At 71.8% G+C, this 25573-nt stretch carries 19 protein-coding genes; 7 read left to right on the top strand and 12 right to left on the bottom strand.

Annotation, left to right across the window (positions count from 1 at the left end):
- The first annotated feature begins 178 nt into the window (after window positions 1-178).
- The 4 genes from ABTX78_RS24665 (at window position 179) to ABTX78_RS24650 (ending at window position 4331) form a co-directional block, all read left to right on the top strand.
- On the top strand, window positions 179-844 hold the full coding sequence (locus ABTX78_RS24665) for a bifunctional DNA primase/polymerase (protein ID WP_352208960.1): 666 nt from the start codon (window positions 179-181) through the stop codon (window positions 842-844).
- Window positions 845-1005: 161 nt separating this feature from the next.
- Window positions 1006-1812, top strand: a complete 807-nt coding sequence (locus ABTX78_RS24660) for an ABC transporter ATP-binding protein (RefSeq protein ID WP_352208959.1) — start codon at window positions 1006-1008, stop codon at window positions 1810-1812.
- Window positions 1809-3404 (top strand): transporter, encoded by a 1596-nt coding sequence (locus ABTX78_RS24655; protein WP_352208958.1) that lies wholly within the window; start codon window positions 1809-1811, stop codon window positions 3402-3404. Before ABTX78_RS24660 ends, ABTX78_RS24655 begins: the two co-directional genes overlap by 4 nt.
- Window positions 3405-3452: 48 nt before the next feature.
- A complete protein-coding gene (locus tag ABTX78_RS24650) occupies window positions 3453-4331 on the top strand; it encodes a hypothetical protein (RefSeq protein ID WP_352208957.1) in 879 nt (292 codons plus the stop codon).
- A gap of 25 nt (window positions 4332-4356) precedes the next feature.
- Here the strand turns inward: ABTX78_RS24650 and ABTX78_RS24645 are convergent, their stop codons facing one another.
- Entirely contained in the window at window positions 4357-6264 is a 1908-nt protein-coding gene (locus ABTX78_RS24645) for an NHL repeat-containing protein (RefSeq protein ID WP_352208956.1), read from the bottom strand.
- Window positions 6265-6899: 635 nt separating this feature from the next.
- Between ABTX78_RS24645 and ABTX78_RS24640 the strand changes: the two genes are divergently transcribed.
- A complete protein-coding gene (locus tag ABTX78_RS24640; protein ID WP_352208955.1) occupies window positions 6900-7355 on the top strand; it encodes a subtilase-type protease inhibitor in 456 nt (151 codons plus the stop codon).
- 187 nt (window positions 7356-7542) lie between these two features.
- On the opposite strand, the gene ABTX78_RS24635 is transcribed toward ABTX78_RS24640, so the two are convergent.
- Both ABTX78_RS24635 and ABTX78_RS24630 read right to left on the bottom strand, forming a co-directional pair.
- Entirely contained in the window at window positions 7543-8406 is an 864-nt protein-coding gene (locus tag ABTX78_RS24635; RefSeq protein ID WP_352208954.1) for an alpha/beta fold hydrolase, read from the bottom strand.
- A gap of 1471 nt (window positions 8407-9877) precedes the next feature.
- Window positions 9878-10570, bottom strand: coding sequence for an iron-dependent transcriptional repressor DtxR (locus ABTX78_RS24630; RefSeq protein WP_352208953.1), 693 nt, complete (start codon window positions 10568-10570; stop codon window positions 9878-9880).
- A 250-nt stretch (window positions 10571-10820) separates the two neighbouring features.
- Here ABTX78_RS24630 and ABTX78_RS24625 point away from each other — a divergent pair, with 250 nt between their 5' ends.
- On the top strand, window positions 10821-11576 hold the full coding sequence (locus ABTX78_RS24625) for an SIS domain-containing protein (protein WP_352208952.1): 756 nt from the start codon (window positions 10821-10823) through the stop codon (window positions 11574-11576).
- Window positions 11577-11657: 81 nt separating this feature from the next.
- Here ABTX78_RS24625 and ABTX78_RS24620 read toward each other — a convergent pair whose 3' ends face one another.
- The 3 genes from ABTX78_RS24620 to pdxH form a co-directional block, all read right to left on the bottom strand.
- Window positions 11658-13049 (bottom strand): PAS domain-containing protein, encoded by a 1392-nt coding sequence (locus ABTX78_RS24620; protein WP_352208951.1) that lies wholly within the window; start codon window positions 13047-13049, stop codon window positions 11658-11660.
- Window positions 13050-13281: 232 nt separating this feature from the next.
- Complete coding sequence (locus tag ABTX78_RS24615) at window positions 13282-15501, bottom strand: NADP-dependent isocitrate dehydrogenase (RefSeq protein ID WP_352208950.1); 2220 nt, start codon at window positions 15499-15501, stop codon at window positions 13282-13284.
- Between the two features lie 557 nt (window positions 15502-16058).
- A complete protein-coding gene (gene pdxH / locus ABTX78_RS24610) occupies window positions 16059-16682 on the bottom strand; it encodes a pyridoxamine 5'-phosphate oxidase (RefSeq protein WP_352209016.1) in 624 nt (207 codons plus the stop codon).
- Window positions 16683-17178: 496 nt separating this feature from the next.
- Between pdxH and ABTX78_RS24605 the strand changes: the two genes are divergently transcribed.
- A complete protein-coding gene (locus ABTX78_RS24605) occupies window positions 17179-18279 on the top strand; it encodes a citrate synthase 2 (protein ID WP_352208949.1) in 1101 nt (366 codons plus the stop codon).
- A 39-nt stretch (window positions 18280-18318) separates the two neighbouring features.
- On the opposite strand, the gene ABTX78_RS24600 is transcribed toward ABTX78_RS24605, so the two are convergent.
- The 6 genes from ABTX78_RS24600 to ABTX78_RS24575 all read right to left on the bottom strand — a co-directional run bounded on the left by ABTX78_RS24600 (window position 18319) and on the right by ABTX78_RS24575 (window position 25567).
- Entirely contained in the window at window positions 18319-19329 is a 1011-nt protein-coding gene (locus ABTX78_RS24600; protein WP_352208948.1) for an isopenicillin N synthase family dioxygenase, read from the bottom strand.
- Between the two features lie 263 nt (window positions 19330-19592).
- Entirely contained in the window at window positions 19593-20180 is a 588-nt protein-coding gene (locus ABTX78_RS24595) for a TetR/AcrR family transcriptional regulator (RefSeq protein ID WP_352208947.1), read from the bottom strand.
- Entirely contained in the window at window positions 20168-20902 is a 735-nt protein-coding gene (locus ABTX78_RS24590; protein ID WP_352208946.1) for an enoyl-CoA hydratase family protein, read from the bottom strand. Before ABTX78_RS24590 ends, ABTX78_RS24595 begins: the two co-directional genes overlap by 13 nt.
- On the bottom strand, window positions 20899-22488 hold the full coding sequence (locus ABTX78_RS24585) for a 4-coumarate--CoA ligase family protein (RefSeq protein WP_352208945.1): 1590 nt from the start codon (window positions 22486-22488) through the stop codon (window positions 20899-20901). Before ABTX78_RS24585 ends, ABTX78_RS24590 begins: the two co-directional genes overlap by 4 nt.
- 41 nt (window positions 22489-22529) lie before the next feature.
- Complete coding sequence (locus ABTX78_RS24580; protein ID WP_352208944.1) at window positions 22530-23657, bottom strand: acyl-CoA dehydrogenase family protein; 1128 nt, start codon at window positions 23655-23657, stop codon at window positions 22530-22532.
- Window positions 23654-25567 carry an acetyl/propionyl/methylcrotonyl-CoA carboxylase subunit alpha gene (locus ABTX78_RS24575; protein ID WP_352208943.1) on the bottom strand — a complete coding sequence of 638 codons (1914 nt, stop codon included), beginning with the start codon at window positions 25565-25567 and terminating at the stop codon, window positions 23654-23656. Before ABTX78_RS24575 ends, ABTX78_RS24580 begins: the two co-directional genes overlap by 4 nt.
- Between the last annotated feature and the right edge of the window lie 6 nt (window positions 25568-25573).

The following is a 25573-nucleotide window of genomic DNA, read 5'->3' as shown; positions in this document are numbered from 1 at the left end:
GCGTCCCCCTGCCGACGGCCCCCTGCGAGTGGCTACCCGCTCCCCGTGGCCCGGCCGCGTGCGCGCCCCCGTCCGTGCACCCGTGCGCCCCGCATGCAGGATCGATGCTCCGCGGCCCGGCGCGGGACGCCCGTAACCCGAGGTGACGGCGGGAGTTGAGTGTGACGTGGAAGAGACCATGGGAGTCACCGAAGCCGCCCAGATCCCGCAGCAGCGCGGTGAGCAGCTGCTGGACCATGCCGTGCGGTACGCGGAAGAGCGGCACTGGGACGTGTTCCCCGGCACCTGGCTGGAGGCGGTGGAGGGCCGCGAGCAGTGCTCGTGCGGCGACACCGGCTGCCCGTCGCCCGGCGCACACCCGGCGCGGCCGGACTGGGCGAACCAGGCCACCGGCAGCGCGGTCGCCGCGCGCCGGCTGTGGTCGAAGACGCCGAGGGCGTCGATCCTGCTGCCGACGGGCCGTACCTTCGACGCCCTGGAGGTCCCGGAGTCGGCGGGCTTCCTGGCCCTCGCCCGGCTGGAGCGGATGGATCTGCCCCTCGGCCCGGTGACCTGCACCCCCGACCGCCGCATGCTCTTCTTCGTCCTGCCGGGCGCGGCCCCCAAGATCCCCGACCTCGTCCGCACCCTGGGCTGGGCGCCGTCCTCCATCGACCTGGTCGCCCGCGGCGAGGGGCACTACGTCGCGGCCCCGCCGACCAGGATCGGCGGCCACGGCGCGGTGCAGTGGGCCCGCCGCCCCACCCCCGCGAACCGTTGGCTGCCGGACGTCGACGAGCTGCTGAGCCCGCTGGCGTACGCCTGCGGACGCGAGGCGGCCGCGGAGCGCGCCCGCCGCGGCTGAGGGCTGTCCCGTCCGGCGAAGCGTGCCGGAGCGGCACGAGCAACCGGCAGTGCCCCGCCTCCTGGCCGTCGGCACCGGGGCCGCTGCGCGGCTGCCGCTCCCTTGCCCGCCGTACATATGGTGGACCTCGTACGTACGGGGAACACCGAAAGGCGGGGATCATGCCGGACGAGCAGGTGGCAACAGGCGCCGACGGGGCGGCGCCCGCCGTCCGGGTCGAGGGCCTGTGGAAACGGTTCGGCGAGCAGATCGCCGTCGCCGGCATCGACCTCACCCTCCCCGCCGGCAGATTCATCGGCCTGGTCGGGCCGAACGGCGCCGGCAAGACGACCACCCTGTCGATGGTGACCGGTCTGCTCCGCCCCGACCAGGGCCGGATCGAGGTCGCCGGCAGCGACGTCTGGCGCGATCCCGTCGAGGTCAAGGCCCGGATCGGGGTACTGCCCGAGGGCCTGCGGCTGTTCGAGCGCCTCTCCGGGCGTGAACTGCTGGCCTACAGCGGACGGTTGCGGGGACTGCCGGGCGAGGAGGTCGACAAGCGTGCCGCCCAGCTGCTCGACGTCCTCGATCTCGCCGGTTCGCAGCACAAGCTGGTCGTCGACTACTCGACCGGTATGCGCAAGAAGATCGGCCTGGCCTCCGCTCTGCTGCACAACCCCGAAGTGCTGTTCCTGGACGAGCCGTTCGAGGGCGTCGACCCGGTCTCGGCCCAGACGATCCGCGGGGTGCTGGAGCGGTACACCGCCTCGGGGGCGACGGTCGTCTTCTCCAGCCATGTGATGGAGCTCGTGGAGTCGCTGTGCGACTGGGTCGCGGTCATGGCCGCCGGCCGCATCGTCGCCCAGGGGCCGCTCGCGCAGGTACGCGGTGACGCACCCTCCCTCCAGAGCGCGTTCCTGGAACTGGTCGGGGCGAGCAACCGCGACACCGCGCAGTCGCTGGACTGGCTCGGCGGCGGTGCCCGGTGAGCACCGCCCACCTCTCCCGGATCTTCGTCCGGCTGAAGCTGGCGCTGCTGCGCAACGGCCTGCGCCAGTCCTCCACCCGGACCGCCGCCTTCGTCGCCTCCCTCGTGGTGACGCTGCTCCTCGCCGCCGGGCAGCTGCTCGGACTGATCCTGCTGCGCGGCACCGACCACGCGGCATCGCTGGTCGTCCTGCTGACGGCCGTCCTGGCCCTCGGCTGGGCCGTGATGCCGCTGTTCTTCCCGAGCGGTGACGAGACGCTGGACCCGACGCGGCTGGTGATGCTGCCGCTGCGGCCGCAGCCGCTGGTCTTCGCGCTGCTGGCGGCCTCGCTGGTGGGCATCGGCCCGCTGTTCACCGTCTGCCTGGTGGTGGGGTCGGCGATCGCGCTCGCCCACGGCGCCTTCGCCGTGCTGGTCGCCGTCGTCGCCGTCCCGCTCGCGCTGCTGGTGTGCGTGGCCCTGGCGCGTACGGTCGCGGCGGGCAACATCCGGCTGCTCACCTCGCGCAAGGGCCGCGACCTGGCGTTGCTGAGCGGACTGGTGATCGCGGTCGGCATCCAGGTCGTCAACTTCGGCGCCCAGCGGCTGGGCGAGTCGGGCGGCCTCTCCGCGCTCGACCCCGCGGCGGGGATCGTCCGGTGGATCCCGCCCGCCTCGGCCGTCGCGGCGATCGACTCCGCGAGCGACGGCTCGTACGCGGTGGCGCTGGAACAGCTCGCCCTGTCGGTGGTGGCCCTGTTCGTCCTGCTGTGGTCCTGGCAGCGCAGTCTGACCAAGCTGATGACGGCGCCGGACGGTTCGACCCTCGCGGCGGCCTCGGAGCCCACGCGCAAGGAGTCGTCGACCGGTCTGCACCGGCTGCTGCCCGAGGGCCGTACGAGCACGGTGATGCAGCGCAGCCTGCGCTACGTGTGGCGGGACCCGAAGACGAAGGCGGCCTGGGTGACGGCGCTGGCGATCGGCCTGATCGTGCCGGTGTTCAACGCCCTCCAGGGCACCGGCTCCCTGTACTTCGCCTGTTTCGCGGCGGGGATGCTCGGCATCCAGATGTACAACCAGTTCGGGCAGGACACCTCCGCGTTCTGGATGGTGGCGCAGACGATCTCGTCCACGAAGGACGCGTACGCCGAACTCCGCGCCCGCGCCCTGGCGTTGCTCGTGGTCACTCTCCCGTACACGGCCCTGGTCACCGTCCTCACCGCCGCCCTGCTCGGCAACTGGCGGGCGCTGCCCGAGGTCATGGGCCTGTCCTTCGCGCTGCTGGGCGCGATGCTGGCGACCGGCGCCGTGTCGTCGGCCCGCTTCCCGTACTCCATCCCGCAGGACAGCGCGTACAAGAACGTGGCGCCCGGACAGGCAGGGCTGGCCTGGATCTCGATCTTCGGCGGCATGATCTCGGCGGCCGTGCTGTGTGCGCCTGTGATCGCCCTGACGGTCTGGATGCACGCGGCGAACAGGGAGTCGAGCCTGTGGGTGTTGCTCCCCGCCGGGGCGGTGTACGGACTGCTGATCGGCTGGGCAGGCGTGCGCGTCGCGGCTCCGCAGACCGCGAACCGGCTGCCGGAGATCCTGTCGGCCGTCAGCAAGGGATGACCGGGGGTGACGGCCGCGGCTTCGCATCCGTGACGTAGGGTGACGGCCATGTCGACGCCGCCGCATCAGCCACCGCAGCAGGGGGGTTACGGGACCCCGAACCCCTACGGGGCGCAAAGTCCGTACGGACAGCCGCAGTTCCCGCAGCAGGCTCCGTACCCGCAGCACCCTCAGCAGGGACACCCCCAGCCGGGCTACGGAGGGCAGCCGGCGCATCTCCAGCCGCCGTATGCCCAGCAGCCGTACCCGGGGCCGGGCGGACCCGGCGGCTGGGGCGCGCCGCCTCCGCCGAAGAAGAAGAACAACGCGGGCCTGATCGTCGGCATCACCCTCGCGGTCATCGCGGCGGTGCTGGGCCTCTCATGGTTCGGGAACAACGTCGTCGGCGGCGGCGAGAGCTTCCCGGCCGCGGAGTACCGCCTCACCGTTCCGCCGACGCTGCTCGACGGGAAGTACAAGCTCGCCGACGACCGCTCCGCCGCGACGCAGGGCCAGCTGGCGGGCACGAGCGAGAAGACCATCAAGGACGCCAAGTCGGCGGTGGCTCAGTACACATCGGCCTCGGGGACCGGGGTGCTGGTGATCTCCGGTCTGCACGGCCGTATCGCCGACCCGGACGCGGCCCGCGACAAGCTGCTCGCCGGTGCCGGGGACGCCGACGGCACCACCGTCGCCGTGCCGGCGAAGGACGTCACTCCGGCGGGGTCGGAGGTGCCGGTGAGCTGCCAGGTGGTGGTGACCGAGCAGGCGGGCGGCGGCGGCAGGGCCACGCTTCCGGTGTGCGCGTGGGCGGACGACAACACCAGCGCGTCGGTCGCGCTGGTCACCCCCGAGACGGCCACCGAGTCACCGGAGGAGATCGACCTCGAAGCCGTCGCCGAGGCGACGGTGAAGGTCCGCGAGGAGACCCGCCGGCCGATCGGCTGACGGGTCTCCGCACGGACGCGGCCGGTCAGTTGGCGAGCAGGCCCTCCAGGACGCGCGTGTCCGGAAGGGGCCTGCGGGCCTGGCCCGGCGCCGGGCAGCGCGGGTCGAGCCGCAGCCTCGCGAGGTCACGGCCCGCCACGCCCCAGGCGTGCGGGGAGTACCGCTCCCAGGCCAGCTGCGGCGGGTTGTACCAGCCGTCGCCGAGCCCGCCGAGCATGAACTGCGCCTCGGTCAGATCGGGTCCGAGCCGGTAGACGGAACCGCCGAAGACCGATGCGAACACATGGCCGTTGTGCACGCTGATTTCGCCGTAGCTCGGCAGCCGGCCCGTCTGGAGGACGGTGCGGGTGGCCAGGTCCATGGCGAACCAGGCGCCCGCGAGCCGCTTGTAGACCCCGTAGAGCACACCGTCGGACACCGCGACGTGCTGGAGGCTCGCGTAGCCCTCGATGGGCGTGACCTCCCACAGCACTTCACGCCGCGTCAGGTCGAAGGCGGCGATCGTGGCGCTCGGACGGGTCGGCGGAACGCTGCCGCCGCCCCAGGTGTCGCCGGCGAGATAGGCGATCCTGCGGCCCCGCCGGTCGTCCAGCGCGAGGGACATCACGCTCTGGTCGGTGATCACGTCCTTGTAGACCGTGATCGTGCGCCGTCGCCGGTCGAGCGAGGTCAGCGCGCCCTTGAGCAGACCGACACCCGGCGCCGAGGCCACCAGCAGCAGATCCTGGTCGCGCACATGCGCCATGTCCGTCGGGCGCTGCTGGTCGTGGTCGATGAAGCCGAGCGACCTGACCCGTCCGCGGTCCGGGTCGAGTTCCAGCAGCTCGGTGCTCGGGTACATCGCCGCGTACAGCCTGCTGCCCACGACCTGGAGCTGTTTGGGCTCCCCCGCGACGCTGGTGCGCCGGGAACTGCGGGTGCCGCGCGTGGTCGTGCGGTGGGTGGTGACGGAGAAGTGCCCGCCGACGTGCACGACGCCGCGTGATCCGTACGCCATGGACTGCACCGGGTCGGGCCCGGACAGACCGGCGTCGATCAGTTCCACTATCTCCGACTGCTTGCTCTCCAGGTTCAGCCACCAGAGCCGGCCGCTGCCCGCCGCGCCGAGCAGTGTCGTGGCGTCCAGCGGTACCAGGGCGCGGTGTTCGTCGCCGGGGGTCGGGGCGGCGACGGGGACGAGGGTGTCGCCGTCGCGCCGGTAGACGGTCCCGGTCGGGCGGCCGACGCAGTACAGCGTGCCGTCCGCCGTCATGGTCATCGCGTCGAGCAGCCGCTCGCCGGCGGGTGTGGCGATCACCTTCGCGTCGCTGCCGTCGGGGGCCATGTCGACGAGGTACTTGGTGAGCGCCGCGATCACCCGGCCGTCACGGGCGATGATGGCGGCCGCGCCACCGTACGGGGTGGGCGTGATGTTCGTCTTCACGCCCGTGGTGCGGTCGTAGGCGACGACGTAACCGGATGGCAGCGTTCCCGCGTATACGAAACGGTCGTCGGCCGCGATCGCGCGGACGTACTGCTGGCCGGCGAAGGCCACACCGAGATTACGCAGCGTGCCGGTGCTGGGCTTGTACTCCCACACCTCACCGCGGGGCGAAGTCCCGGCGTAGACGGTGCCGTCGGGCGCGGTCGTCAGACACCAGACGAAGCCGCCGGACGGGCCGACCGTGCCGATGAGCGCGACCTGGCCGGTCGCGGGGTCGAAGCGGTAGATGTCCGGGAACGGATACGTCCCCGCGTAGACGTGCCCGCCCGAGACCGTCGTCGCCCAGCCGCCCTCACCGCGGTTGAGCCGCACGGCCCTGGTGAGCGTCTTGGACGGAAGGTCGATCTCGCCGAGCACCGGAGGGTTCTGACCGCGGGCGACGACATACGCCTTGTCGCCGAGGACGGTCATGCCGACGATCGCCGCGGTCAGCGACGCGACGCCGTACATCGCAATCGTGGGGCCCGAGCAGGGTTCGCTCGTGCCGGATGCGCCTGCTCTGTCTGCCGCCTCGGCACTCGCCTCGGCGGGGAAAAGGAACTGTCCCGCTACGGATGCCAGGGTGAACCCGGCTCCGGCCTGCAGTAACCGCCTGCGTTCCATGCGTCCTCCCCAGAGAATCGGACCACCGGGACACCATGCCTGGCGGGGCTCCACAGCGGAAGCTGCCGAACGAGCCTCGCGTTTGCGGGCGTCGGATGATCAACGCGGGAGGATGGCACAGGTTACGAATGATCCCGTTTTCTGATGTATTCGAGGGAAACACCTGCTTATGACCACACTTGTAAAGAGGTCAACGGTCTTTAGAAGGCAATACTTTCCAGTCAAAGCCTGCTGTCCGAAGAAACGTACCGTCAGGACATAACAGCAGGTCAGGCGGTAGTTTTCTATTGGACCACCACAGATCATCCACATGGCGGACGGCGTTGCGCGAGGACTCGAACCCGGCGCGAGCTGCCCGAACGGTCATTCGGTCACGCTCGTTCGCACGTATGCGGCCGGAAAGTAGCGCCGGATGTGCGTTCACTGTGCGCATGCGCAAGACTCCCGACCGCAATCAACCCCCGAATGCAGGAGATTCACCGATGCGTTACATCCGCAACACGATCGCCACAACTGCCGCCCTGCTGCTGAGCGGTGCCGCCCTCTCCACCGCGCACGCCGCGCCCGCCGGGCCGACCGCGCAGCCGGCCGGGACCAACAGCCTCTACGCCCCCTCCGCGCTGGTGCTGAGCATCGGCAAGGGCGAGCAGGCGGCGACCGCGACCATCGAGCGTGCGGTCACCCTCACATGCACCCCGCGCGCCGACGGCAGCCACCCGGCGCCGACCGCCGCGTGCCGTGAACTGCGTGCCGTGGACGGTGAGTTCTCGGCGCTGAAGTCTTCGCCTTCGCACACGATGTGCACGCGCCAGTGGGACCCGGTCGTGGTCACGGCGACCGGCGTGTGGCAGGGACAGCACGTGTCGTGGTCGGAGACGTTCGGCAACCGCTGCGAGATGGAGGGCAGCCTCGCCGAGGGCGCTGTCTTCTCCTTCTGACGCTCCGCCTGATCCCGCCGAGCGGCGGGACGTTCGCCCAGGCGCCCGGCCAGGAGCCGCGGCCGGCGCCGCGTCAGGATCACGCCGGACGGATCATGTGCGCGGTCGATCCCACGAATCGGCCCCACGGGCCAGGGCGTATGGATCGCGCCGTACGGATCAGGGCATACGGCTCAGGGCCTACGGATCAGGGCGTACGAACGCCGTCCAGGAACGGCTCGATCGCCGAGCGCCAGCCCTCCGGCTGGTCGTAGTGCACCAGGTGGCCCGCGTCGGCGACCTCCGCGTACTCCCCGCGCGGCAGCACCCTGACCATCTCCTGGGACTCGGCGCGGCCCAGTTCGCCGTCGAGTCCGCGCACCACCAGGGTGGGGCACTGGACCTGGGCCAGTTCCTCCCAGTGCGCGTCGTGGACCCAGGTCTCCCGGGCCTTGAGCATCTGCCGGCGGGAGAACACCGGACGCCAGCCGTCCGCCCGTTCGGCCATGACCTCGGCGAAGAACTCCCCGCGCGACGGGGTCGGCCGCTCCACCCACGGATCGTCCTCGCCGAACCACCTGCGGACGTCCGCGAGCGTCGCGAACGGCACGGGCCAGGCCCGGAACCAGTCGTCCCACTCCCGCTGCGAAGCCGCCCCGAGCGCCGACGCCCGCATGTCGCAGATGATCAGCGCTTGGACCAGGTCGGGGCGCTTGGCGGCAAGCTGCCAGGCGGTGAGTGCACCCATCGAGTGACCGATGAGGGTCACGGGGGCGAGGTTCAGCTGTTCGACCGCCGCCTCCGCGTCGGCGACATACGCCTCGCGGGTGAACGGGCCCTCGGGCGGCTTGTCGCTGCGTCCGTGGCCCCGCTGGTCGAGCGCCACCGCACGGTGCCGGTCGGAGAGCCAACGGGCCGTGGACGCCCAGTGGGACGCGCGGCCCATCAGACCGTGCAGCAGTAAGACCCCCGGCGCGGGTTCCGGTGCACCGCTCCCCTTGGGCGGGTCCGCGAACTCCCAGGCAGCCAGGCGTACGCCATCGGCTCCGGTCACATCGATGCGTCGCACCATGTGCCTGGCACCCCCTTCTCTCCCCCGGTCGTCCAGATCGGTCGAAGTTCCGCCAGCCTATCGAACTCCTATTCGAAAATTCCGCTCCGGCGCGCAACACCCCTCGTTCGAGTGACCACGCTCAAGGATTGACTTCCGCCGCCGAGGGGAGATCTTCAGCGGGAGGCGGGCCGCTCGGGGAAGACGGTCCGAGGGGACTGACCCTGGGAGCTCGGGGCTCCGGGTCAGGACAGGGGAGGACAGGCCCCGGCGCTCACGGGCGCCGGGGCCCCTCTGTGGCTCCGGAGCGCACGGACTGCGCCGTTGTGCACACGGGACGTACGAGGGGCGCATCGCCCTGACCTCCCCCTGCCTTCGCCGGCGGGATCCCCACCCCGACCGTGGGTCATATGCCTCTGCCCCAGCGTGGCACGCGATTCGCCCGGGCGCTGCCATTCCGGGCGGAAAACGTCTCCGTGAAGCGGTGAACGGGCCGCCACCGCGCCGCCGGACGCGCCCCTGTCCGCCCCCGGTTCGCCCCCGTGTGAGGGCTGACGACGGTCACCGGCTGTCCGACGCCTGCCCGTTGGCCTGCTGCTGTGCCGCCGCTGCCGGTGGCCGGCCGCTGTTGTACCCCGCCGCGCCCCAAGGGCGGTGCCTCTACCGCTCGCGCCGGACCCCGTGTGTGCAGCAGTCGGGCGCAACGGGCCGTGCAGTACGGCCTGTTGGCGATGTCACCCCGCCGATGTCACCCCGCCCCTGACGGACCGACAGGTCGTGACCGACCGCGCCTGTTGCGTTCCGCGTCTGGGCCGAGACCGGCTGCCTCCCCGCTGGTCGGCGCTCGGGGGCCGTCAACGTGACCATCCTCGTGCCGCCCATGCCCCCAGCCGTTCAGGTGCCGCCGGCACGCCACCACACGCCCCCTGTTGCGAGCGAACGCACCAACTACCGAGCCGGCCGACTCCGGCCGCCGCTGCTGCGAGCGCCGTCCGAATCCCGCACGGCTTCGCCGGGACCTGCCCCGCGCACGCCGGTCGCGTAGCCCCATGCCCGCTGCCGCCGGATGCCCCCGCGCGGCGTGCTGTGACTGACCGCGGCTGCCGGGTGGCCCTACCGGGCCGCGCTGCGTCGCCTGCTGCGTCCGGACGCTCCCGCCCTGACGGGCCCGCTGGGTCGTGACCGACTGCGCAGCCGCTCTCCGAGCGGACGCCTCCGCCGGCCGGCGCGACCATCCGTGACTGCCGGGCCCTCACCGGCCGTACCGGCACCGGCGACTCGGCACGCCGACATGACGGTGCCCCGACCGCTTTCCGCGACCAGACGCTCCGATGGGCGGCCGTACTACAGCTCGCGCCCGCCCATCCCTCGGACGGCCGGGTGGCCCTGCTGGGCCTTCCCCCGCTGTGATCGGTCGTACCGGGTCCGGCCCGCCCTTTGTGCGGGCCGTGCCGACTACCCGCCTCGGTCGGCCCGTTCTCCTCGCACCGCCCTACTGCTTGGCCACGAACACGTGCGAAGCCACGTCCGCCTTCAGCTCCGCCGCCTCACCGCTGCTGCCGACCAGCACTCCGCCCGCCGACTCCGTCACACTCACCACCGAGCCGGGCTGCACGCCCGCCCGACGCAGCGTGTACATCAGCTGGGCGTCCGTCTGGATCGGCTCGCCGATGCGGCGCACGACCACGGTCTTGCCGTCCGTGCCCGGGTCGAGGTCCGCGAGCGAGACCATGCCCTCGTCGAGGAACGGGTCCGCCTCCGCCTTCTCGCCCAGCTCCTCCAGGCCCGGGATCGGGTTGCCGTACGGCGACTCCGTCGGGTGGCGCAGCAGTTCGAGCACACGCCGCTCGACCGCCTCGCTCATCACGTGCTCCCAGCGACAGGCCTCGGCGTGGACCTGCTCCCACTCCAGCCCGATGACGTCGACGAGCAGACACTCCGCGAGCCGGTGCTTGCGCATCACGCGCGTCGCCAGCCGCCTGCCCTCCTCGGTCAGCTCCAGGTGACGGTCCCCGGCGACCGTCACCAGTCCGTCCCGCTCCATGCGGGCCACGGTCTGGCTGACCGTGGGTCCGCTCTGGTCGAGCCGTTCGGCGATACGGGCGCGCATGGGCACCACACCTTCCTCTTCCAGCTCGAGGATGGTGCGGAGATACATCTCCGTCGTGTCGATCAGTCCGGACATACGTGCCCCTCGATGAAATCGTGATGCGCTGCGGCCCCGGGTCAATTCTTACGCATCCCACTGACAACCGTGCCGTGCGCGGAGAAGCCGCGGGCGGAGCCTGTGGAAAAACTCCGCGAAACCTGTCCCCGGTCGGTACGGAAGGCCGTATTGACACAGCAATGGTCCAGACCGCAACGTGATCCGCGACGCGGGTATTCCCGCGCCTGTTCCCACTCCCGGAACCTCCACCCCCGGAAAGGGCTCGGCGATGAGCGAGAGCAAGCTGGCCGGTCAGTTCTTCGACGCCGCGATCGGTCTGCTGCAGCGGGTACGGGACGAGGAGGCGGACAACATCGCGGCCTCGGGCGAGGCGATCGCCGACGCCGTCGCCGCCGGGGGCCGTCTGTTCGCCTTCGGTGCCGGGCACTCGTCGCTGGCCGCGCAGGACGTCGTCTACCGCGCCGGCGGGTTCGCCCTGATGAACCTGCTGGCCGTGCCCGGTGTCGTCGGTGTCGACGTCATGCCGGCGACGCTCGGCTCCGCCCTGGAGCGCGTGGACGGTCTCGCGGGCGCCGTGCTCGACTCCAGCCCGGCCAGGTCGGGTGACGTCCTCGTGATCATCTCCCTCTCCGGCCGCAACGCTCTGCCCGTCGAGATGGCGATGAACGCGCGGGCGCTCGGGCTCACCGTCATCGGCGTGACCTCGGTCGCGTACGCGCAGGAGACCAGGTCGCGGCACTCCTCGGACAGCTTCCTCAAGGACCACTGCGACATCGTGCTCGACTCCAAGATCGCGGTCGGGGACGCGGAGCTCACCCATGAGGGCATCGAGGCGCCGTTCGCCCCCGCGTCGACGGTGGTGACCAGTGCGCTGATGCAGGCGACGATGGCGGCGGCGGCGGAACGACTGGTGGAGAAGGGGATCGAACCGCCGCTGCTGCGTTCGGGGAACGTGGACGGCGGCCACGAGTGGAACGGCCGTGTGATGACGGAGTACGGCGACCGGATCTTCTTCCGGCACTGAGGGCGGTCCACCGGCACTGAGGGCTGTCCACCGGGCCGGTCGTCCGGAGCGGGCCGGACCGGTGAGCCGGTGCCCGCCGCGCTAGTGCCCCGGCTTGTCTCCGTCCGCCGTCGAGGCCAGGTCGAGCGCCGCGGCCGTCAGGACCGCCATGCTCTCCGCATAGACCGCGTCCGGGCGTTCGAAGGCCGGGCGGCTGGGGCCGCGAAGGAACGTCACCACGCCCAGCGTGCGGCCCCGGCTGCGCAGCACCGAGCACAGGGCGTGGACCATGTCGCGCGGCCACTGGCGGTCCGTCGACCAGTTCGCCGACGCCGACGCCGGTGCGCTCGCGCGGACCGAGCCGTTGCGGTCGGCCGCCTGGAGCGCCGGGTGGCCGTGCGGATAGCGGACCGGGATGCCGCCGCCCGCCACCGGGACGCACGGTCCGGGCGCGCCCGAGGGTGTGGAGGCCGTACGGACCAGACGACGGCCGTCCGGTTCCATCAGGTCGATCAGCGCGTGGTCGGCGAACCCGGCGAGCGCGAAGTCCAGATACGCCGTCGCCGCCTCCGTCGGGTCCTCGCACTCCGCGGCGGCCCGGCCGGCGCGGTGCAGCTGGCTGGAGCGGAAGCGGAGGCGGTCCGCGTCCTGTTCCGCCAGTTTCGCCTCCGTCACGTCCTGGAACAGCCAGCCCACGCCCAGCGGGACCGGTTCCTCGGCGAGCGGGGAGGCCAGCCGCAGAAAGCCACTGCGCCAGCACCGGCGGCGTTCGGTCTCGCCGCCGGCCAGCGTCACCCACACCTCGCTGAGGCCGCGGGCCGCGCCCTCCGCCAGCACATGGTGCAGCGCGCCCTCCAACTGCTCCACGCCCTGCGCGACCAGCTCGCCCAGCGGCCGGCCGAGCGGTGAGGTCCGCCCGGCGCCGAGGGCGCGTGCCGCGTAGCCGTTGACGACGGTCGGCCGCAGGTCCACGTCCACCAGGACGACACCCCAGGACGCGTCCTCGAACAGCGCCTCGCTCAGCGCGATCGAGCGCTCCAGGTCGATCTGCGCATGGACCTCGCTGAACGCGCAGTACACCCCGGCGGGCGCGCCGTCGGCGCCGAGCACCCGCGCCGACTGGGTCCGTACGAGCACCCGGCCGCCGTCCTTGCGCAGCAGGGCGAACTCGTGGACCTGCCGGCCCGGCGCGTCCATGGCGGACATCAGCCGGCCCTGGACCTCTCCGGCGTCGGCCGTCCGCACCGCCCAGCCGGCGAAGCCGCGCCGTCCGACGGCCTCCTCCGCCGACCAGCCGAGGATCCGTTCCGCCTCGCGGTTCCAGTGCGTGATGGTGGCGTCCGCGTCGAAGGCGCAGAGCGCGGCGTCCATCCCGTCCAGTAGTGCCGCGAGCAGTTCCGAACCGGGCACCGCGACAGGCTCGGGCCCCGTGCCGGCACGCTCCGGCTCGTCGGGCCCGAGCGCGTTGGCGGCCTCACTCTTCGAAGCACTCATCCTGTACCCCCTGCAGGACGCGTCCGCGCGAGCTGATGCACGTCAGATCATTCAACTCGAACGTGACTCACGACACACGCTGTTCCGGCAAATCGTTGCCTGCCGGAAATGCGGGCGCCGGATGCCGGACAGGCGGCCGACAACGGGGCGGACAGGAGGCGCACGAGCGGCGGACAACGAAACCGCCCCGGCCGGGCGGATGCCGGCCGGGGCGGAACGGTGTCGCGGAGTGTCAGCCCAGGGTCGCGAGAGCCTGGTTCAGCGTCGCGGACGCCCGCATGACGGCCGCGGCCTTCGCCGGGTCGGGCCGGTAGTAGCCGCCGATGTCGACCGGCTTGCCCTGCACCGCGATGAGCTCGTCGACGATGGTCTGCTCCTGCGCGGCCAGCGTCTCGGCGAGCGGGGTGAAGGCCTCGGCGAGCTTCGCGTCCTCGCTCTGGCCGGCCAGCTCCTGCGCCCAGTACAGCGCCAGGTAGAAGTGGCTGCCGCGGTTGTCGATGCCACCGAGCTTGCGGCTCGGCGACTTGTCCTGCTCGAGGAAGGTCGCCGTGGCGCGGTCCAGGGTGTCCGCGAGGATCTGGGCGCGCGCGTTGTCCGTGGTCTGCGCGAGGTGCTCGAAGCTCACCGCGAGCGCGAGGAACTCACCCAGGCTGTCCCAGCGCAGGTAGTTCTCCTTGACCAGCTGCTGCACGTGCTTGGGCGCGGAGCCGCCCGCGCCGGTCTCGAAGAGGCCGCCGCCGTTCATCAGCGGGACGACGGAGAGCATCTTCGCGCTGGTGCCGAGCTCCAGGATCGGGAAGAGGTCCGTCAGGTAGTCGCGCAGGACGTTGCCGGTGACGGAGATGGTGTTCTCACCGCGGCGGATCCGGTCGAGGGAGAAGGCGATCGCGTCGACGGGCGCCTTGATCTCGATCTGCAGGCCCTCGGTGTCGTGCTCGGGGAGGTACTGCTCGACCTTGGCGATGAGGTTGGCGTCGTGCGCGCGGCCCGCGTCCAGCCAGAACACGGCGGGGTCGCCGGTCGCCCGGGCGCGGGTGACGGCGAGCTTGACCCAGTCCCTGATCGGCGCGTCCTTGGTCTGGCACATCCGGAAGATGTCGCCGGCGCTCACCGTCTGCTCCAGCACGGCGTTGCCGCTGCCGTCGACGACCCGCACGGTGCCCGTGGTAAGGATCTCGAAGGTCTTGTCGTGGCTGCCGTACTCCTCGGCCTTCTGGGCCATGAGACCGACGTTCGGCACCGAGCCCATCGTGGACGGGTCGTACGCGCCGTTCGCGCGGCAGTCGTCGATGACGACCTGGTAGATGCCGGCGTAGCTGCTGTCCGGGATGACCGCGAGGGTGTCGGCCTCCTGGCCGTCCGGGCCCCACATGTGGCCCGAGGTGCGGATCATCGCCGGCATGGAGGCGTCGACGATGACGTCGCTCGGGACGTGCAGGTTGGTGATGCCGCGGTCGGAGTCGACCATCGCGAGCTCGGGGCCCTCGGCGATCTCGGCCTCGAAGGACTCCTTGATCTTCGCGCCGTCGGGCAGCGACTCCAGGCCCTTGAGGATGCCGCCGAGCCCGTCGTTCGGGCTCAGGCCGGCCGCGGCGAGCGCGGCGCCGTGCTCGGCGAACGTCTTCGGGAAGAAGGCACGGACGACGTGGCCGAAGACGATCGGGTCGGAGACCTTCATCATCGTGGCCTTGAGGTGCACGGAGAACAGCACGCCCTCGGCCTTGGCGCGGGCGATCTGCGCGGTGAGGAACTCACGCAGCGCACCGACGCGCAGCACGGAGGCGTCCACGACCTCACCGGCCAGTACGGGTACCGACTCACGCAGCACGGTGGTGCTGCCGTCGTCGCCCGACAGCTCGATGCGCAGCGACCCGTCCTCGGGGACGACGACGGACTTCTCGGTGGAGCGGAAGTCGTCGGCCGTCATGTGCGCGACGTTCGTCTTCGACTCGGGGGTCCACGCGCCCATGCGGTGCGGGTGCGCCTTGGCGTAGTTCTTGACCGACGCGGGGGCGCGGCGGTCGGAGTTGCCCTCGCGCAGGACCGGGTTCACGGCGCTGCCCTTGACCTTGTCGTACCGGGCGCGGATGTCCTTCTCCGCGTCGGTCTTCGGGTCGTCCGGGTAGTCCGGAAGCGCGTAGCCCTGCTCCTGGAGCTCGGCGACGGCCGCCTTCAGCTGCGGGATCGAGGCCGAGATGTTCGGCAGCTTGATGATGTTGGCCCCGGGGGTCTTCGCCAGTTCGCCGAGCTCGGCGAGCGCGTCGTCGACGCGCTGGCCCTCCTCCAGGAACTCCGGGAAGCCGGCGATGATGCGTCCGGCCAGGGAGATGTCACGGCTCTCCACAGTGACCCCGGCCGTCGAGGCGTAGGCCTCGATCACCGGCAGGAACGAGTACGTCGCCAGTGCCGGCGCCTCGTCGGTGTGCGTATAGATGATGGTCGAGTCAGTCACCGGGTGCTCCGCTCCACGTCTGCAACATTGCTCGACATCAAGATATCCCGGGTTCGGGCCGTTCCCGGAAGGGCCCTCATTAAATGGCTTGAGCCGCTGTCTGTCGGTTCCTAAGGTGTGGAGCACACGATGAAAGGAGGTGATCCGGAAGTGGTTTCGTTTCGGATGCGTGAGGTGACTGCGGGCTAGAGGCCCGTTGTCGCACGACGTGCACAGACGGCAGGCCTCCTGCCGCAATTCCCAGCAGTCACCGACCCGCGGGTTCGCCGGTACATCCGGCCGGCTCCTCCGTCAGGAGGAACCAGAGCCCGCGGGTTTCTGCGTGTCCGGACCCGCTGCGGCTGGTTCCCTGCGGCCCGGACGCGCCGGCGGGGCCGCCCCGGAAGAACGCTGCGGGCGCGGCCCGCTCTGCTGCCGGGCGTTCCGCGCCGGGCAGGGCCCGCGGCTGAAGCCGGCGGTGCCGGTGCTGGACCGGGAGCGCACGGTGCGGCCTGTGGCGTACCCGGTGACCGGCATCCCGGCCGCGGTGAGGACCGCCCTGCGGTGCGCCCGCCCCGTCAGGGTGACAGCCGCTCGATGTCCCATCCGCCGGCGCGGGAGGTGAACCGTAGCCGGTCGTGCAGCCGGTTCGCGTGCCCCTGCCAGAACTCCACCGTCTCCGGCTCGACCCGGTAGCCGCCCCACTCCGGCGGCGCGGGCACCTGCTCACCCTCGGGATGACGGGCGGCCAGCTCCTCGTACGTACGGATCAGCTCCTCGCGCGAGCCGATCACCGAGGACTGCGCGCTCGCCCAGGCGCCGAGCTGCGAGCCGTGCGGGCGGGTGCGGAAGTACGCCACCGTCTCGTCCCGGCCGATCCGGCCGGCGGTGCCCGTGACGACGACCTGGCGGGCGATGGGATGCCAGGGGAAGAGCAGCGAGACATACGCGTTGGAGGCGATCTCGCGGCCCTTGCGGGAGCCGTAGTTGGTGTAGAAGACGAAGCCCCGGGAGTCGTACTGCTTCAGCAGCACCGTGCGCGACGAGGGACGGCCGTCCGGGGTGGCGGTGGACACGACCATGGCGTTCGGCTCGTGCAGTCCCGCGGACGCGGCCTGCGCGAACCAGCGGGCGAACTGCTCCATGGGCGTGGACGCGAGGTCCGTCTCCAGCAGCGGCGTGGAGCGGTAGTGCTCGCGCATCAGGGCGGGGTTCGGGGAGTCGTCGTCGGTCACGGGCTCATCCTGCCGCAGCGCCCGCTCCTCCCCGGCACGCGGTGCCGGGCATCCTGACAGCGGAATCGACAGGGGACCGGCACCGGGATCGCGGGAGTGTGCCGGATGTCACGCTTCCCCGCATCGCCAGGACCCGCCAAAATCTAGTGCCCGGCAATGTCTGCCCGTCAGGGAGTGTCGTCCGGTGCGTGCGATCGCAAGGCGGCCGGAAGTCCTCGTAGCGGAGCTACCAGGACTTGTGGCCAACGCGGCGAGGTGCGTGCAGGGTGGCACGACGGGGCAGAGCTTGCCGGGAAGGGCATATCGCCCGGGCCACTGTGGCTCCCCGACAGCAGGGGATATCGTGCCTGCCTCCCCGGCGATGGGGTGACCGTCCCTCGCCCGGGGCATCACCGGGGTGGCCGGGCCACGACCACGCACCGGCCGACCCGCACCCGCCGTACGCATCCCGAGGAGCCGCCTGATGTCCGACTTCGTACCAGGACTCGAAGGAGTCGTCGCGTTCGAGACGGAGATCGCCGAACCCGACAAGGAGGGCGGCTCGCTCCGCTACCGCGGCGTCGACATCGAGGACCTGGTAGGCCAGGTCTCGTTCGGCAATGTGTGGGGCCTGCTGGTCGACGGGGCGTTCAACCCGGGGCTGCCGGCCGCCGAGCCGTTCCCCATCCCGGTCCACTCCGGCGACATCCGCGTCGACGTGCAGTCGGCGCTGGCGATGCTGGCGCCCGTGTGGGGGCTGCGGCCGCTGCTCGACATCGACGCGGAACAGGCGCGCGAGGATCTCGCACGGGCCGCCGTCATGGCACTGTCCTACGTGGCACAGAGTGCCCGTGGCCAGGGCCTGCCGATGGTGCCGCAGCAAGAGATCGACAAGGCGCAGACCGTCGTCGAGCGGTTCATGATCCGCTGGCGCGGTGAGCCGGACCCGCGGCATGTGAAGGCCGTCGACGCCTACTGGACCTCGGCCGCCGAGCACGGCATGAACGCCTCCACCTTCACCGCCCGCGTCATCGCCTCCACCGGCGCCGACGTCGCCGCGGCACTGTCGGGCGCGGTCGGCGCGATGTCCGGGCCGCTGCACGGCGGCGCGCCCTCCCGTGTGCTCGGCATGATCGAGGAGATCGAGCGGACGGGGGACGCGACGGCGTACGTCAAGCGGACCCTCGACAACGGCGAGCGGCTGATGGGCTTCGGCCATCGGGTCTACCGGGCCGAGGACCCGCGCGCCCGCGTCCTGCGGCGTACGGCCAAGGAGCTGGACGCGCCGCGCTTCGAGGTCGCGGAGGCCTTGGAGAAGGCCGCGCTGGAGGAGCTGCACAACCGTCGCCCGGACCGGGTCCTGGCGACGAACGTGGAGTTCTGGGCGGCGATCATGCTGGACTTCGCCGAGGTCCCGGCGCACATGTTCACCTCGATGTTCACGTGCGCGCGCACCGCCGGCTGGTCGGCGCACATCCTGGAGCAGAAGCGCACCGGCCGGCTGGTCCGTCCCTCGGCCCGGTACGTGGGCCCGGGCACGCGCGGCCCGCAGGAGATCACGGGCTACGACGACATCGCGCGCTGATCTTCCGTCCCGATCACCCGCTGATCCCCCGGCCTGCGGTCAGGCCGCCGGCTCCAGCAGTTCCGCGTGGTGACGTGCGGCGACCAGCGGGTGGGCGCGCAGCTTGCCCTTGAGTTCGTTGCGGCCGTACTCCGCGAACAGCGGGTTCGCGGGGTCCGCCGTGACGCCGGGGGCGTGCGCCGCGTACGGGAAGGCGAGCGGCTCGACGCGCGCGTCCAGGCGCGGGTTGTAGAAGAACGGCACGGAGAACCGCTCGGTGGCGCCGGGCGGGCTGACCACCCGGTGGTGGGTGGCCTTCAGATAGCCGTCGGTGGCGACTTCGAGGAGCTCGCCGAGGTTGACCACGAAGGCCCCCGGCATGGGCGGCACGTCGTGGAACACGCCGTCCTCGCGCTCGACCTGGAGGCCGCCGACGCTGTCCTGGTGGAGCAAAGTCAGAAAGCCGTAGTCCTTGTGCGCGCCGACGCCCTGACCGCCCCCGTCCGCCGGACTGCCCGGGTAGCGCACCAGCTTGAGGTGGATGTGGGCACGGTCGCCGAAGAGGTGGTCGTAGAAGTCCGCCGGGGCGCCGATGGAGACGAGCAGCTCGTGCAGCAGCCGCTCGGCCACCGCGCTCAGCCGGTCGATCCAGCCGAGCGCGGCGGTGCGCAGCTGCGGCAGGGCGGCCGGCCACTGGTTGGGGCCCTCCAGCCACCAGTACCCGGGCTCGCCGGGCGCGGGGACGCGGGCGGGCCGCTCGGCGCCGATGTCGAGCTGGTCGCGCCAGTCCTGGCTGCCGCCGGTGCGCTCGTCGCCGGTGCGCGTATAGCCGCGGAAGTGCGGCGAGTTGACGTTGTCGATGGCGAGCCGGTCGGCCTCGGGCAGGGCGAAGAAGGCGCGCATGGTGCTGTTGAGCGCGGCCGTCTCGGCCTCGGTGACACCGTGACCGGTGAGCTGGAAGAAGCCGACGTCATGGGCGGCGCTGTGCAGTTGGGCGTGCAGCAGCGCGCGGGCCTGGGGACCGCGGTCGGCGGCGGAGAGGTCGATGACGGGGAGCTGAAGAGAGGACATGAGTGCTTCCGCGGGGTGTACGGGAGCCCGCGGGGCCGCCGGGGGTGGTGGCGGGGGCCGCGGGTGCGCCGGGGCGAAGGGGATGGGCGGCCTGTCGCAGCGACAGGCCCGAGGTCAGGCGGAGCGCCGACAGCCCATGCTCGTGACGCGGACGTAGTCCACGTGACGGCGTCGTACCAGCAGAAGCATGGGCCCAGGATACTGCGCGGCCCCCCGAAGCCCTGTGGCGCGGGTCACACCGGGCGCGGGCCGGCGCGGCACCCTCAGCCCAGCGCCTCGTCCAGCAGGGCGGCCCACTGCGCGACGACCCGTTTCCTGCGGGCGGTGTCATCGGTGAGCAGGTTCGCCAGCCCTAGGCCGCGCGCCATGTCGAGCAGGCCCTGGACGGTCTCGCGCACTCCGGGCCGCGACTCGTCCACACCGAGGAGCCGGACCGCGATGCGGTGGGTCTCGCGTCCGACCCTGGCCTCCAGTTCGGTGACCCGGGGGCGCAGCTGTTCCTCGTTGGACGCGGCGACCCACAGATGCAGCGCGGCACGGAACAGCGGCCCGGTGTAGAGGGCGACGAGGGCCTCGACGACCGCCGCGCGGTCCTGGCCCGGCAGCGCGCGCAGGGCCGAGGACCGCTCCTCGGCGACGTACTCCACGGCGGCCGTGAAGAGGTCCTCGCGGGTCGGGAAGTGGTGCTGTGCCGCACCCCGGGAGACGCCCGCGCGCTCGGCGACCACGGAGACCGTGGAGCCTGCCCAGCCGTGCTCGGCCAGGCAGGCGACGGCGGCCTCCAGCAGGCGCTGCCGGGTGGCCCGGCTGCGGTCCTGCTTGGGGGCCTTCGGCGTGACTACAGCTCCCATACGGGATCCCGGCGTTCGATGAAGGCGGTCATGCCCTCCCGTGCCTCGGCCGACGCGAACAGGGACGCCGAGCGCTGCACCAGGTCCTCCGCGTCCCTCTCGAACGCGTCCAGCACCCGCGCCGTGACCAGCCGCTTCGACGCGGCCAGCCCCTGCGGGGAGGCCTTGCGCAGCCCGCCGAGCAGCGGCGCGAGTGCCTCGTCCGCATCGTCGGCGGCGAGCGTCAGCAGTCCGATACGGGCCGCCTCCGCCGCGTCGAAGCGCTCCCCCGTCAGGTAGTAGCGCTCGGCGGCCCGCGGGTCCAGACGCGGCAGCAGCGGCAGCGAGATCACGGCCGGCGCGACCCCGATGCGGACCTCGGTGAAGGCGAAGTCCGAGTCGCTGGAGGCAACCGCCATGTCGCAGGCGCCGAGCACCCCGAGCCCCCCGGCGCGGGCCTTCCCGCTCACCCGGGCCACGACCGGTTTGGGCAGGGTGACGATCTGCCGCAGCAGGTCGACGAAGGTGTACGGATTGGGCGGGGCCTTCAGATCGGCGCCCGCGCTGAAGGTGCCCCCGGTGTGGGTGAGCACCACCGCGCGTACCGCCTCGTCCTTGGCACAGTCGGCGAGCGCCTGCGCCAGCTCGCCGACGAGCCGCGCCGACAGGGCGTTGCGGTTCGCGGGTGAGTCCAGCGTCAGGGTGGTGATGCCGCGCTCGTGCGCGACGGCGACCAGCGTCACGTGTTCTCCCTTTCCCGGTCCCTCAGTTCACGCCGGAGAATCTTCCCCGAGGCGGCGCGCGGGACCCCGCCGATGAACGAGACACGGCGGATCTTCTTGTAGGGGGCGACGCGCTCGGCGACGAAGGCGATGATGTCGTCCTCCGTCAGCTCCTCGGCGCCCGGCTGCCGTACGACGTACGCCTTCGGGATCTCGTTCCCGTCAGTGTCGTACACGCCGATGACCGCCGCGTCGGCGATCCCCTCGTGGCCGAGCAGCAGCGCCTCCAGCTCCGCGGGTGGGACCTGGAAGCCCTTGTACTTGATCAGCTCCTTCACGCGGTCGACGACGAACAGCCAGCCGTCCTCGTCGACACGTCCGATGTCGCCGGTGCGCAGCCAGCCCTGCTCGTCGATCATCGCCGCGGTCGCCTCCGGCCTGCCGAGGTAGCCCTTCATCACCTGCGGTCCGCGGATCGCGACCTCGCCCTCCTCGTCCGGTCCGACGTCCTTGCCCGGGTCGTCGAGGGAGACGAGACGCAGCTCGGTGGAGGGGATGAGCTTGCCGACGGTGCCGGGCGGCGGGTTCTCGGCGCCGAGCGGGACGACATGGGTGCCGGGCGACAGCTCGGTCATGCCGTACGCCTGCCCGATGGGCGGCAGGCCGAGCCGCTTCGAGCAGGCGGCGGCCAGCTCGGCGTCCAGGGGCGCCGCGGAGCAGATGATGTACTCCAGCGACGACAGGTCGTACTGGGCGACCGCCGGGTGCTTGGCGAGCGCGAGGACGACCGGCGGGGCGACGTACAGAGCGGTGATGCGGTGCTTCTCGATCGCCGCGAGGAAGGTGTCCAGCTCGAAGCGGGGCAGGACGACGACGGTGGCCCCCTGCCGCAGCGGGGCGTTCATCAGCGCGGTGAGGCCGTAGATGTGGAAGAACGGCAGTACGGCCAGGATGCGTTCGCCCGGGTTCATGGGGATGAGCGGGGAGAGCTGCGCCAGGTTGGTCGCTATCGAGCGGTGGGTGAGCATCACCCCCTTCGGGATGCCGGTGGTGCCGGAGGAGTACGGCAGGGCCGCCACGTCCTCGGCGGGATCGATGACGACCTCGGTGTCGGGCGCGTCCGAGACGATCATGTCGAGCATGCTGGTGTGCCCGTCGGCGCGGTCGCAGACGAAGATCTCCTCGATGCCGGCGGCCAGTTCGGCGGCCCTGCGGGCGACTTCGAGCAGCGGCGAGACGGTGAAGATCCAGCGCGCGGAGGAGTCCCGCAGCTGCTTGGCGAACTCCTCCGCGGTGGCGAGCGGATGGACGGTCGTGACGGATGCGCCGGCGCGGGTGGCCCCGTAGAAGACCGCGGGGTACGCGACCGTGTTGGGGCTGTGCAGGGCGAGGACGTCGCCCTTGCGCAGCCCCGCCTCGGCGAGGGCGGCGGCGATCCGGCGGTGGAAGAGGTCGAGCTGGGTGTAGGTGACGGTGGTGCCGTTCACCCCGTCGATCAGCGCGACGGTGTCCCCGAACTCGGCGGCCCGGTGGAGCACCGCCTGGTGGATCGGCTCGCTGACGGCAGGGACGTCTGCGTACTCACTGCTGAACACGGTTACCGGCATGGTCGGCCCCCTCGCTGTGTGGACGGCCAGAATCGCCTCTGTCAGTACGACTTGGGGAGACCCAGGGACTGGTGGGATACGTAATTGAGGATCATCTCGCGGCTGACCGGGGCGATCCTGGCCACACGGGAGGCCGTGACCAGCGAGGCGAGGCCGTACTCACGGGTCAGGCCGTTGCCGCCGAGCGTGTGGACGGACTGGTCGACCGCCTTCACACATGCCTCCCCGGCCGCGTACTTGGCCATGTTGGCGGCCTCGCCCGCGCCGATGTCGTCCCCGGCGTCATAGAGGGCGGCGGCCTTCTGCATCATCAGCCGGGCCAGCTCCAGCTCGATGTGGGAGGCGGCCAGGGGGTGGGCGATGGCCTGATGGGCGCCGATGGGGGCCTTCCAGACTTGGCGGTCCTTGGCGTAGGCGACGGCCGTGGCGAGCGCGTAGCGGCCCATGCCGATGGCGAAGGCGGCGGTCATGATGCGCTCGGGGTTGAGGCCGGCGAACAGCTGGAGCAGACCGGCGTCCTCTTCGCCCACGAGCGCGTCGTGCGGCAGCCGTACGTCGTCCAGGACCAGCTCGAACTGCTTCTCGTGGGCCTGGAGTTCCATGTCGATCTGTGAGCGGCGGAAGCCGTCGGCGTCCCGGGGGACGATGAACAGGCACGGCTTGAGGCTGCCGGTCCGCGCGTCCTCGGTCCGCCCCACGATCAGGGTCGCGTCGGCGATGTCGACACCCGAGATGAAGACCTTGCGCCCGGTGAGGGACCAGCCGTCCTCGGTGCGGTGCGCGGTGGTGGTGATCCGGTGCGAGTTGGACCCGGCGTCCGGCTCGGTGATGCCGAAGGCCATGGTCAGGCGACCGTCCGCGAGGCCGGGCAGCCAGGTGCGCTTCTGCTCCTCGGTGCCGAAGCGGGCTATCACGGTGCCGCAGATCGCGGGCGAGACGACCATCATCAGCAGCGGACAGCCGGCGGCTCCCAACTCCTCCAGCACGATGGAGAGTTCGGCCATGCCGCCGCCCCCGCCGCCGTACTCCTCGGGCAGGTTCACCCCGAGGTAGCCGAGCTTGGCGGCCTCCGCCCACAGCTGTTCCCGGTCGTATCCGCGGCCGTGCCGCCGCCCGAGCGCCGCGACGGCGGCACGCAGGTCCTTGTGCTCCTGGCTTTCGACGTTCATGACGCGGTGACCTCCTGGGTGGCTTCCGCCGGCGCTTCGTCGACGACGGCGAGCAGGGCGCCGACGTCGACCTGGCGGCCGGTGACGGCGTGGAGCGCGGTGAGCGTGCCGGAGGCGGGCGAGACAATGCGGTGCTCCATCTTCATGGCCTCCAGCCAGATGAGCGGCTGCCCCTTGTCGACCCACGAGCCCTCGCCGATGCCCTCGGCGAGGCGGACGACGGTGCCGGGCATCGGGGCGAGCAGCGAGCCGGGTTCGGTGCGGTCCTCGGGGTCGGGGAAACGGGGCCGCGCGGTCAGCGTGTGGGACCCGGCGGGGCCCTCGACGTGCACGGTGGCTCCGTACGCGGTGACGTCAAAGGCGCGTACGACGCCGTCCCTCTCCAGGACGACGCGTCCGGGAGCGGTGTCGAGGACGCGCAGGCCCGGCATGTCCTCGACGGTGTAACCGCCCCCGCGGGCGGGCCGGTAGCGGACCTCGTGCTCTTCGCCGGACCGGTCCGTCCAGGTCTTTGTCTGTGGCTGCGCCGGGAGATTGCGCCAGGCGCCGCCGAAGCGGCTCCCTCGTGCGGCGGCGTCCGCGAGCGCCGCGGCGACGGCGGCGAGCCCGGCGTCGGGTGCGGGCCGGGTGAGGGTGTCGAGATGCCGCTCGTAGAACCCGGTGTCGAGCTGTCCGGACACGAAGTCCGGGTTTTCCAGGGAGCGTACGAGCAGCTCCCGGTTGGTGACCGGCCCGTGCACGCGGGCCCGGCGCAGGGCGTGCGCGAGCCGGCGGACGGCCTGCTGCCTGGTGGGCGCCCAGGAGATGACCTTCGCGATCATGGGGTCGTAGTGGACGCCGACGGTGTCGCCGTCCGCGTAGCCGGTGTCCAGGCGTACCCCGGGATCCACGTCGAGCCGCCACAGGGTGCCGGTCTGCGGGGCCCAGCCGCGGGCCGGGTCCTCCGCGTACAGCCGGGCCTCCACGGCGTGGCCGTTCGCGGCCGGCGGGTCCGCGGGCAGCGCCTCGCCCTCGGCCACCCGGATCTGCAGGGCCACGAGGTCGATGCCGAACACCGCCTCCGTGACCGGGTGTTCGACCTGGAGGCGGGTGTTCATCTCCAGGAAGTGGGCGGTGCCCGCCGGGGAGACGAGGAACTCCACCGTTCCGGCGCCGACGTATCCCACGGCGCGTGCCGCGGTCACCGACGCCTCGTGGAGCGAGGCCACCAGAGCGGGCGCGAGTCCCGGCGCCGGGGACTCCTCGATCACCTTCTGGTGGCGACGCTGGAGCGAGCAGTCCCGGGTGCCGAGGGTCCAGACCGTGCCGTGCGTGTCGGCGAGGATCTGGACCTCCACATGGCGGCCGGCCTCGACGTACGGCTCGACGAAGACCTCGCCGTCGCCGAACGCGCTCAGCGCCTCGGCCCGTGCCGCCTCCATTTCCCCGGCGAGGGCGTCCAGCGAGCGGACGATCCGCATACCGCGGCCGCCACCGCCCGCCGCCGCCTTCACCAGGACCGGCAGATCGGCCTCGGTGACCTCGGCCAGGGGCGCGAGGCCCATCAGCTCCTTGGCCCGGGTCTTCGACGCCATCGCCTCGATCGCGGCCGGCGGCGGCCCGATCCACACGAGCCCGGCGTCCGCCACCTCCTGTGCGAACGCGGCGTTCTCGGACAGGAATCCGTACCCCGGGTGCACCGCGTCGGCGCCCGCGGCGAGCGCCGCCTTCACGATCAGGTCACCGCGCAGATAGGTGTCGCCGGGGGCGGCGCCGGGCAGCCGTACGGCGGCGTCCGCCTCCCGTACGTGCAGGGCGGAGGAGTCCGCGTCGGAGTACACGGCGACCGTCGCGATGCCGAGTTCACGGCAGGTCCCGAAGACCCGGCAGGCGATCTCGCCGCGGTTGGCGACCAGGACAGTGGAGATCATCGTCAA

This window comes from Streptomyces sp. NPDC096193 (assembly GCF_040302905.1).
GTDB lineage: Bacteria > Actinomycetota > Actinomycetes > Streptomycetales > Streptomycetaceae > Streptomyces.
The sequence above is the reverse complement of the archived record's forward strand: the minus strand, read 5'-3'. Positions and strand labels throughout refer to the sequence as shown.

Coding starts and splice junctions, on each gene's coding strand:
- ABTX78_RS24580 (WP_352208944.1), bottom strand. CDS start 23,657: ATGAACGTCGAAAGCCAGGAGCACAAGGACCTGCGTGCCGCCGTCGCG.
- ABTX78_RS24625 (WP_352208952.1), top strand. CDS start 10,821: ATGAGCGAGAGCAAGCTGGCCGGTCAGTTCTTCGACGCCGCGATCGGT.
- ABTX78_RS24595 (WP_352208947.1), bottom strand. CDS start 20,180: ATGGGAGCTGTAGTCACGCCGAAGGCCCCCAAGCAGGACCGCAGCCGG.
- ABTX78_RS24620 (WP_352208951.1), bottom strand. CDS start 13,049: ATGAGTGCTTCGAAGAGTGAGGCCGCCAACGCGCTCGGGCCCGACGAG.
- ABTX78_RS24635 (WP_352208954.1), bottom strand. CDS start 8,406: ATGGTGCGACGCATCGATGTGACCGGAGCCGATGGCGTACGCCTGGCT.
- ABTX78_RS24645 (WP_352208956.1), bottom strand. CDS start 6,264: ATGTACGGCGTCGCGTCGCTGACCGCGGCGATCGTCGGCATGACCGTC.
- pdxH (WP_352209016.1), bottom strand. CDS start 16,682: ATGCGCGAGCACTACCGCTCCACGCCGCTGCTGGAGACGGACCTCGCG.
- ABTX78_RS24640 (WP_352208955.1), top strand. CDS start 6,900: ATGCGTTACATCCGCAACACGATCGCCACAACTGCCGCCCTGCTGCTG.
- ABTX78_RS24605 (WP_352208949.1), top strand. CDS start 17,179: ATGTCCGACTTCGTACCAGGACTCGAAGGAGTCGTCGCGTTCGAGACG.
- ABTX78_RS24650 (WP_352208957.1), top strand. CDS start 3,453: ATGTCGACGCCGCCGCATCAGCCACCGCAGCAGGGGGGTTACGGGACC.
- ABTX78_RS24585 (WP_352208945.1), bottom strand. CDS start 22,488: ATGCCGGTAACCGTGTTCAGCAGTGAGTACGCAGACGTCCCTGCCGTC.
- ABTX78_RS24665 (WP_352208960.1), top strand. CDS start 179: ATGGGAGTCACCGAAGCCGCCCAGATCCCGCAGCAGCGCGGTGAGCAG.
- ABTX78_RS24600 (WP_352208948.1), bottom strand. CDS start 19,329: ATGTCCTCTCTTCAGCTCCCCGTCATCGACCTCTCCGCCGCCGACCGC.
- ABTX78_RS24575 (WP_352208943.1), bottom strand. CDS start 25,567: ATGATCTCCACTGTCCTGGTCGCCAACCGCGGCGAGATCGCCTGCCGG.
- ABTX78_RS24630 (WP_352208953.1), bottom strand. CDS start 10,570: ATGTCCGGACTGATCGACACGACGGAGATGTATCTCCGCACCATCCTC.
- ABTX78_RS24660 (WP_352208959.1), top strand. CDS start 1,006: ATGCCGGACGAGCAGGTGGCAACAGGCGCCGACGGGGCGGCGCCCGCC.